The sequence below is a fragment of the Ruminococcus sp. BSD2780120874_150323_B10 genome, assembly GCF_015553695.1.
Classification (GTDB): Bacteria; Bacillota; Clostridia; order Oscillospirales; family Acutalibacteraceae; genus Ruminococcoides; species Ruminococcoides intestinale_A.
On sequence record NZ_JADNHD010000001.1, the window covers coordinates 300,078 to 308,727 of the forward strand.

Sequence of the window (8,650 nt, forward strand, 5' to 3'; positions counted from 1 at the left end):
AACACAGTAATAATAAATTGTAATGTTAAAATTATCGCAATTTTATTTTTCATAATGATTCACCTTGTGATTATATATGTCTTAACATAATTCTAAATTATTAATCTGTAGTTTATCTGAATTTTTATTAATTCAGGTAGATTGGAGGACTTCTGTTTTTAAAAAACATAACTGCCCTTTTCTGCTTTTAACGCAAAAGAGGCAAAAAAATAATGCCGACAGGCAATAGCGTTAAAAGCTATTACTTGTCGGCATTTTAATATTTTTTTACGAACAAATGTCCTTAATAATATTACCGTCCTTTATTTCTATAATATGGTGGCATTGATTGGCTATTTCTAAATTGTGTGTTACTATAACTATTGTAATTCCATTACTGTTTAATTCAAAGAGCATTTTAATTATTTCATCCGATGTTTTACTATCTAAAGAACCCGTAGGTTCATCGGCAAATATGTATTCTGGGTTTGTAACCAAAGCACGCGATATAGCTACCCTCTGTTTTTGACCACCGGAAAGCTGTGATACTTTTTTAGCTTTCAGGGACGCAATTCCTGTTTTCTTTAAAGCTCTCATTACTGAACCTTTTTTATCCTTTATTTTCTTATTAAAATATAAGGGTGTCATTACATTTTCAAAAACAGTAAAATCATCAATCAATGCAAAATCCTGCAATACTATTCCAATCTTAGAACTTCTAAGCTTTGATTTTTTACTTTCGCTAAGTTTATTGATATCAATATTATCAAGATAATATTCTCCGTCAAAATTATCAATGCATGACATAATATGTAATAATGTGGATTTACCCGCACCGCTTTCTCCTATAATTGCAACCGTTTCTCTATCGTCAATTTTTAGGTTTATGTTGTTTAACGCATGAACCATATTTTTTTTCCCTTTTAAATATATCTTGTTCAAATTTTTAATTTCAATCATAGTTGCCTCCGATTATCTTTTATATTTAAAAACTTCTATAGGTGGGTTTTTCTTTAATATTCTATAAGGAATTAACGATAATGATAACAGTATCATAATTATAGCTATTATAGCAATATAATTAAGCCAACACATACTTTTTTGCATAACAAAAATAAATATTACAAAGAATACAACCAATGTCAGAACAATATAGATAACAGTATATAATAAACTTATCAAAAAACATTTTTTGGTTGAAGCACCGCATAGATATAAAATGGAATAAAAATAAAGATTCTTATAAGTAGAAATAGCAATGCAACCTATCATTCCAAACAACGAAACTAAAGATAAAGTTAAAAGAATCGGACCTAATGCTCTAACTCTTGCATAAGCATCTTCTTTTCCGTTTTCTAACACATCAAAAAAAGTTCTGACATAATAATAATTACTAAACAGTTTATAAGCTTCATTTAAATCGTTTGAATTTTTTAAAACTATAGCTTCAGTCATTCCGGTACTAATAATTTCTTTTGGCAAATAATTATATAATGTCAATAACGGAATTTCAAATGATTCATCTGCTTTGCCTAACATATCTTTTGTATTCAATTCTGTACCGCCATTATTAAAAGTACAGTAGTAAGAAGTTTTTAATATACCAACAATCTTTCCCGTAAAACCATTTTCTGAATCAATATCAATTATGTCACCAATATTAAAATGTTTATTTAAGGAATAAGGTATTACTACAGGAATGTTTTTTAAATCATCTGTACACTCGTTTAGCCATGTTCCCTCTGATAATTCGGGAGTATAATCATTTACAAATTCATCGCTATATCCATAAAGGGTATATTCTCCTAAGTAAGCTACACCACCCAATTCACAATAATCTATTGAATTTTCAGGTAATTTATTTAATAATCTTTCCGGAACAGAATTACCGCCATTATCAACTATTATTCCGTTTATATTTGAAAGTCCACTGCTAATGTACTCATCAACTGTAACAAAGTAACTATTTGCAGTAACTAAAATATCGCTTAATAATAAAGTGGAAGCAACTAATTGTATTATTATAATTATGCTCATTAATATATTCTTACAGAAAAGATGGTATGAAAATTTAATTAACTTCATTATTTTGTCACCCCAATCTTTTTTCGGAAATAGATATATTTTTTACATATTTTGAAATTACAGGAGCACTAGTAATAATAATAACTATAAAGTACACTATAATCATACTAATGTAATCATATATTCCTAAGCTGTATGTAAAATCCTCATATTGTACATATTCAATTATGCTTGGCAAGACACATCTTGAAAAAATACATCCACATACAAATGATATTAAAGCAATAATGAAAATTACATTAGCTAAGAGAAAAATGCAAGTTGTTTTTGTCGCACCGTTCAATCTATAAATATAAATAATTTTGTTATTCTTTTCTAATATATATAAATAGACAAATGCTACATTTATCATTGATAACAAAAATATTCCTATATATATAATAGTAGTAGAATCATTCCATAAGCTGTCAATATTTTTTATTCTTTCCGGATAGATTATTTCTGCATTTTCAAAGCATTCCGTCAATTGAGAAATAATTTTATTATTTTCATCGTCATCAGGATATTTATCTAAAACAATTGATACAGATTCATTATTATGCTTCACATCATTTATAGATGATATAGGCAATATATTATAACCGCCAACTGAATATGTACCAATTACAGTATATTTATCATTACATATTGATATTTTATCCTCTTCTATCACACCTTCATCACCTGATATTATTACATGTTTGTTTGTCACAAATTCGTCTTGGTTGAAATATCTACCATGCTTAATGTGATTGGGATAGTAAAGATAGTCAAACATTATTCTTGTATCATCAATATTAGCTTTTATGGAGACTGCATTTAATTCTAAATCACACTTATTATTAAAATGCTCTATCTCTTTTAGCATCATATTATCATCGATGAATGCACCATTAAACGATACAGTATAGGTCTTAGAATTATCATATTTTTTATTTGCATTTGTATAGCTTGCAAAATACGAAAACACAAAAAGAGATGCAAATATAGATATTATCTGTATTAAGCAAAGAAATCCAACCAATAACTTATTATTTTTTAAAAAATGCCAAAAGATTTTAATTGATAAATTTAACATTAGCTTTATCCTCAAAAGGGTGCCCTTATAGTATAAGGACACCCTCAACTTGAATATCTACTTATGATTGAGTTCCCACAACATTGTATATTAATGTATTTCTGTTATTGCTCAACGTGAAAATGTGTTTAGTGCTACCAACAGTAGTACCGTAGCCTGCCTCTTTGTTTACATAATTTGAAGAAGAACCGCTTGCGGCCAAGTCACCGTTTGTTTTATAAATATAAACTTTGACATTTGTTGATTTTAAACCGCTACTGCTATTAATTTTGGAATAAGCGGTATCAGAATATGTAGGGAAAGTACTGCCTTTCCAATGTTGTGCGGTGACTGTTGCACTACCTCCACCAGAAACCGAAAGCGATTTTGTATGCTTTTTCTCAGTTTGATCGGTCTTACTGAGTACGTACGAACCCGAACTGGTTGTGGTTGCAGCTGATGCACTAAAACAACCTAACATTATCGTTGAAACCATTAAGATACAAAATCCTAATAAGAACATTTTCTTTTTCATTGTAAAACCTCTTTCTTTTTAATATATTTATAATTTTTCGCAAATTATTAAAACATCGGAAACTCCTCATTCCTGAGAATACAATAAATAATTTCTTTTGTATTTATGTTCTTCATTTATATTTGTTGAGTTTGTCTACAGTAACCTGAAATCATAAATGCTTAGTTTAATCCTAGTTTAATTTGTAATTTGGACTTTTCTCATTAATAACACCAAGGTGCTCATTATAACTCCGCATATCAAAGAGTACCCTATGTTTCTGAGTTCTGTTAAAACACAAAATAATGATATGATAAATATACAGACTGAAATTAAAACAGCTAATGTTTTGTACCACTTTTTCTCGTAACTATTCAATGGATTGTTTTCTGTGTCAAGAGGGGACATTAATATTATCAACACCACACAAAGCAATTCAAATATTATGAGTAAATAAGTAAATATATTACCAACACTATTTGCATATTTAATTAAGCACAACATTATTATGCTTGAAATAACAGAAAACGCATAACACCTGACCGGCGTTTTAGCGTGATAGCCGCCTGCAAACTTACGGATAGCTATAAAAGAAAAATAGAAAACTAAACTTTCAATAAATAAATTGAAACATAAACCTATTATCATAACAGTTGCAATATGTATTAATGATGATAAAATAATATTAACAGCATATTCGTAAAGTTCTTTATCTTCGTTTTTTATAAGGTCGTTTGATACAAAAAACTCTATGAGTTTCGAACTAAACTTTTCCATTACTTTATCTTTTTAAATGCATCAAGTTTTGTTGGAGCCTTAGGCTGATACATTACAAAGCAAGTGGACGTATTAGCATTTATTGAAAGTGCTAATGTAAAACAAGCAATAATTGCAGGTGAAATTTTGCAGATAATGGTTTTAATTGTCTTCATAGTATTATTTCCTCCTTTTGTTGGAATTTTAACACATATTAAAAATAAAAACATAATTTTTGCAAAAATGATATCAATTTCATTCAAAGTGATGTATTTTTCTAATTATTTCGTCAAAAATAAAAAATTTATACCTAAAACAATGACATTTTTTGCAATATATGTTATAATTATGTCATAATTCACGGGAGGTTTTCCTTTTGAAAGTATTGATTTGTGACGACGACAAATATATTGCCGATGAAATACAAAGCAAGCTGACTGAATTTACGGATAAGCATAAAATATATTTTGATATTGATGTGTTTTACAACGGCGTCGCTCCTATGAAAAGCGATGCCAGTTATGATATGGCGTTTATCGACATTGAAATGCCGCAGGTAAACGGGCTTACTTTGGCGGCTCATTTAAAAGCTTTTAATCCCAATATAATTATTTTCATAATTACTTCCCACGAGTCTTATCTTGACGACGCAATGGATTTGGATGTGTTTCGCTATCTGTCAAAGCCTATTGACAATGACCGTTTTTTCAGAGCATTAAATACGGCTATTAACTATTATCATTCCAATACTCAAATAATAACTCTTGAATACTATGACGAGTATTATTCTGTTTTCACAAGCGATATAGTATATATAACTATTGAAGAAAGAAAGGCTGTTATTATAACACGGCAGAAGAAGTATTATACAAATAAAAAATTAAGTTATTGGAAAGAAAAACTAAAGGATTACGATTATTTTGCACAACCGCATTACAGCTATCTTGTTAATCTGAGGTATGTCTCGGATTTTAATAAGACTCAGCTTAATATTAAAGTAGATTTAAAAACTGAAACTCTACCTATATCTCAAAGGAACTATTCAAACTTTAAAAAGGCATATTTTGCATACATAGGGGTATAAAAATGGTATATACAATTTGCTATGCACTTATTTTTCTTGCAGAAATTCTGATATCACTATTTTATTTTGAAAACAAATTTGAAAGAAAATCAAGCAAAAAATTTTTGCTATTTTCAGTTGTTATTGTGTATGTATTATTGTATTTATCTCGATTATTGAATTTAACATTGGTTAATTTAATTGCATTTTTTGCGTGTAACTTCTTTTTACTTTATTTTTGTTATTTCATAAGTGTTAAATCCTGTATTTTCCACTGTAGCATATTACTTATATTTATGGCAATCACAGAAAGTATTGTTATGTTTGTTTCAACAGTATTATTCGGTACGGATTTATTCACTTGCCTGGATAATTCTCTAAGTCTCATTATTCAATCGACTATCAGTAAACTGTTATATTTTTTGATAATTTACTTTGTATCAAAATTCTCAATAAAAGAACATAAATCAGAAAGTTATTCTCTTTCTATACCTCTTTTGGTTTTACCTGCCTCAAGCATTCTGCTACTGTATGCAGTATCATATGCACTACACAATTTTGATTTAGAACAAAAATACATGTATTTATTAATAATAAGTATAGTGCTATTACTTTTCTCAAATATAGCGGTTTTTTGGGTATATGAATTTACTTTGAAAACTCAAAGACACAATATGGAATTGGAATATGAAAGGCAAAATGAAAAATCTACGGCTGAGTATTATGATTTACTCAATGAGCAGAATGAAAACTCAAGAATTGTTATGCACGACATAAAACGGCATTTAAATGCCATTAAGAGCATTGCCAAAGACAAGTCTGTTACAGAGTACATAGACGATTTTATTGAAGACTTCAGCATAAATAAATCTGTTGATTACTGCAACAATCCTATGGTCAATTCAATCGTTAACAGGTACAAATCCTTCTGTGACAAGTTCGGAGTGAAGATGAATATTGACATTAGAAGTGCTGATTTTGGCTTTATGAGTGAACCCGACATAACTGCTCTGCTTGACAATCTGCTTGAAAACGCAGTTGAAGCGGCACAAAATACAGAGAACGGATTTATAGATTTTTCGGCTTTCGTCCGCAAAAATAAATATCTGTCAATGCAGCTTACAAACTCGGTCAAGAATATTGTAGCCGTCAAGAACAACCGCATAGCATCATCAAAAAAATCTGACGCAATACATGGAACGGGACTGAAAAGCATTAAAAGAGTAGTTAAAAAATATGACGGTGAAATAAATATGAAATTCAATGAGGATGATATGACCTTCACCTCAAACATTGTGTTTGAAATTCGGAGATAACGCAGTAATCGAATCATATAATTCCTTGACTAATGAAATGCATTATATAATGAGAAATTCCAATACCTAATAATACTGATATCAACAAGATGAGATCTAATTGATGGAATTAAGAATCGGAAAGAAATTGCAAATATAAAAGTTTTGCAGTTGGATTTATTGTTATTATTTTTGCCTATTAAACATTTTATATAGCAAGCTACTTTTACCCCCATGTTCACGGTATCTCTGCTTGGTTTCGATTAGTCCAACTTTTTTTAAATCTTTAATAGCTCTTCTTACTGTGGCAGGCGACAGCTTTATGTCGCCTGCTATTTTGTTTACTGAGGGCCAGCATTCGCCGTTTTTGTTCGCTCGGTCGCAGAGATATATGTACACTACCACTGCTCTGTGCGGCAAATTTGCTTTGTATATGTCTGTCAGCTTATTCGTAATTTTCCTCCTGTGTAGGTCGTTTCAATTTTATCGTTGTATTTTTAGGCTTGCTCTGTAATGTATCATTTTTCAGCATTACATTTTTGCCGTCCTCGTTTTCTCTGCTTGTCGGTTGTGGATAATATGTGCCGATAATGCTATCAATCAATTCCTGACGGCTTGCATAGCAAACCTTGCGGTTGCTGTTTTCGGCAATTTCGTATGGCTTTTCAAATTTTATGCCCCAGTCAAAGAACAGTTTCAGCTTGACTTTCATCGGATAAAATCCTGTTTTCATCACTACAAACGTTCCTTTTGGAAGTGACTTCAATTCATCGGGAGTCATCAAAGGTCTTTCTATCATCTGCAAGGATTGCGACGGATCATTTTTGCTTCTGCTTACAGAGCCTGACATCACAGTTCTTGAACCGAGTGCTTTTGATAGCATCTCTGCACTTGTGCTGTTCGGAGCAAAGCCTCCGAAGATGGTCAGCTGTGTGTTATCTATGATAACATCAGCACCCTCTTTGCCGTAATTCTTCTCCAACTGTGCAAAGGATTGAATGATTGGTACTATCTGCAACCGTCTTGAACGAGAGGCTGAAAACATCATTTCTGCTGAATCAATCTTTGGCAAAGGCGATAATTATCGCCACCTTTTCCCCCGCCTCACACCGAACATGAGCGATTTCCACTCATCCGGCGTTCCATCGGTGTATACAAATTCAATAATCATATTTTCTTTAAAACAACAAAATCCTTGTGTTTAGATAGGGTTAAATTTAAGCGTTTTCTCAGCCTGTTCAGTTTATCCTTCTGTCTGCTGTTCAATGAAAATTTCTGTAAATAATAGCTTATAGTTTCTGCATGGACAGCATGTAATAAAATATGGACATCTTGTTTTATCAGTACAAGGTTTGAATATTTGTCGTCTCCGCTGTCTGCTCTTCGAGTTTTGTGATGATAATGTATATCGCCAATTACAAGAGGTTGCCCTGTAATAGCACATTTACCTTGCTGGGCACAATATAACGCTAATCTATTATCGTTATACTCAATGCTTTTGCCCTGCACAGGGTTTTCCATAAGGTAGTGCAGGATATTTACATTCACTTTTTCAAGCGACTTATGAACAGCCGCTCGCCCTTCCGGTGCGTAGATACACCTATTCCTCGCTCTGTGCTTTGGCGACTTTGTTTGCACATACGCAATCGGAAGCACAAACAATCCTCGAATATATCTTAACTGACTGCTTTGTCCATATGAGCTTGTAAAATAAAGTGTGTAAGTTAAAAAATAGCTTGCACACTTTTTGCATTTGTGCGGTATTTGCCGTTCCGCTGATTTTTGACGACATAAAAATTGCCACACCTCCGTCTTTGCTATGTTCGGCAGCCTCAAATTCTTCTGCTATATCATGCAGTGACGGTTGCGAAGTTTTGACGGTTTCCGTTGTGTTTTTTAGTTTATCGAAAAACTCATCTTTT

General features: G+C 31.4%; 11 protein-coding genes and 1 pseudogene. 2 read left to right on the forward strand and 10 right to left on the reverse strand.

Annotated features, from left to right (window positions below; all coding sequences use genetic code 11):
- Positions 1–267: 267 nt before the first annotated feature.
- The 6 genes from I2E21_RS01485 to I2E21_RS01510 all read right to left on the reverse strand — a co-directional run bounded on the left by I2E21_RS01485 (position 268) and on the right by I2E21_RS01510 (position 4,546).
- Positions 268–939 (reverse strand): ABC transporter ATP-binding protein, encoded by a 672-nt coding sequence (locus I2E21_RS01485; RefSeq protein WP_195410182.1) that lies wholly within the window; start codon positions 937–939, stop codon positions 268–270.
- Positions 940–951: 12 nt separating this feature from the next.
- Positions 952–2,064 (reverse strand): hypothetical protein, encoded by a 1,113-nt coding sequence (locus I2E21_RS01490; protein WP_195410183.1) that lies wholly within the window; start codon positions 2,062–2,064, stop codon positions 952–954.
- A gap of 7 nt (positions 2,065–2,071) precedes the next feature.
- Positions 2,072–3,121: an FtsX-like permease family protein gene (locus I2E21_RS01495; RefSeq protein WP_186934457.1), complete on the reverse strand. Its 1,050-nt coding sequence runs from the start codon at positions 3,119–3,121 to the stop codon at positions 2,072–2,074.
- A gap of 61 nt (positions 3,122–3,182) precedes the next feature.
- Positions 3,183–3,635, reverse strand: coding sequence for a hypothetical protein (locus I2E21_RS01500; protein ID WP_195410184.1), 453 nt, complete (start codon positions 3,633–3,635; stop codon positions 3,183–3,185).
- Positions 3,636–3,812: 177 nt separating this feature from the next.
- Complete coding sequence (locus tag I2E21_RS01505) at positions 3,813–4,391, reverse strand: accessory gene regulator B family protein (protein ID WP_195410185.1); 579 nt, start codon at positions 4,389–4,391, stop codon at positions 3,813–3,815.
- The gene (locus I2E21_RS01510; protein WP_195410186.1) at positions 4,391–4,546 is read right to left on the reverse strand and encodes a cyclic lactone autoinducer peptide; all 156 of its coding nucleotides are present in this window, start codon (positions 4,544–4,546) and stop codon (positions 4,391–4,393) included. Before I2E21_RS01510 ends, I2E21_RS01505 begins: the two co-directional genes overlap by 1 nt.
- Positions 4,547–4,746: 200 nt before the next feature.
- On the opposite strand from I2E21_RS01510, the gene I2E21_RS01515 reads away from it, so the two are divergent.
- Both I2E21_RS01515 and I2E21_RS01520 read left to right on the forward strand, forming a co-directional pair.
- Positions 4,747–5,454: a LytTR family DNA-binding domain-containing protein gene (locus tag I2E21_RS01515; RefSeq protein WP_195410187.1), complete on the forward strand. Its 708-nt coding sequence runs from the start codon at positions 4,747–4,749 to the stop codon at positions 5,452–5,454.
- A 653-nt stretch (positions 5,455–6,107) separates the two neighbouring features.
- Positions 6,108–6,749, forward strand: a complete 642-nt coding sequence (locus I2E21_RS01520; protein WP_195410188.1) for a GHKL domain-containing protein — start codon at positions 6,108–6,110, stop codon at positions 6,747–6,749.
- A 165-nt stretch (positions 6,750–6,914) separates the two neighbouring features.
- On the opposite strand, the gene I2E21_RS01525 is transcribed toward I2E21_RS01520, so the two are convergent.
- The 4 genes and pseudogenes from I2E21_RS01525 to I2E21_RS01535 form a co-directional block, all read right to left on the reverse strand.
- On the reverse strand, positions 6,915–7,148 hold the full coding sequence (locus tag I2E21_RS01525) for a helix-turn-helix domain-containing protein (RefSeq protein ID WP_347708272.1): 234 nt from the start codon (positions 7,146–7,148) through the stop codon (positions 6,915–6,917).
- Positions 7,149–7,314: 166 nt separating this feature from the next.
- Positions 7,315–7,800 (reverse strand): annotated as a pseudogene (locus I2E21_RS01530) (TraG/TraD/VirD4 family protein); the annotation flags it as partial.
- Between the two features lie 95 nt (positions 7,801–7,895).
- Positions 7,896–8,276 carry an HNH endonuclease signature motif containing protein gene (locus I2E21_RS12120; RefSeq protein ID WP_207735289.1) on the reverse strand — a complete coding sequence of 127 codons (381 nt, stop codon included), beginning with the start codon at positions 8,274–8,276 and terminating at the stop codon, positions 7,896–7,898.
- 52 nt (positions 8,277–8,328) lie between these two features.
- Positions 8,329–8,650: DegV family protein (locus I2E21_RS01535; protein ID WP_195410189.1), on the reverse strand; the 322-nt coding region annotated here is incomplete at its 5' end.

Excerpts from the sequence above, each read along its gene's own strand:
- I2E21_RS01485 (WP_195410182.1), bottom strand. The coding sequence starts at position 939 with ATGATTGAAATTAAAAATTTGAACAAGATATATTTAAAAGGGAAAAAA.
- I2E21_RS01490 (WP_195410183.1), bottom strand. The coding sequence starts at position 2,064 with ATGAAGTTAATTAAATTTTCATACCATCTTTTCTGTAAGAATATATTA.
- I2E21_RS01495 (WP_186934457.1), bottom strand. The coding sequence starts at position 3,121 with ATGTTAAATTTATCAATTAAAATCTTTTGGCATTTTTTAAAAAATAAT.
- I2E21_RS01500 (WP_195410184.1), bottom strand. The coding sequence starts at position 3,635 with ATGAAAAAGAAAATGTTCTTATTAGGATTTTGTATCTTAATGGTTTCA.
- I2E21_RS01505 (WP_195410185.1), bottom strand. The coding sequence starts at position 4,391 with ATGGAAAAGTTTAGTTCGAAACTCATAGAGTTTTTTGTATCAAACGAC.
- I2E21_RS01510 (WP_195410186.1), bottom strand. The coding sequence starts at position 4,546 with ATGAAGACAATTAAAACCATTATCTGCAAAATTTCACCTGCAATTATT.
- I2E21_RS01520 (WP_195410188.1), top strand. The coding sequence starts at position 6,108 with ATGGAATTGGAATATGAAAGGCAAAATGAAAAATCTACGGCTGAGTAT.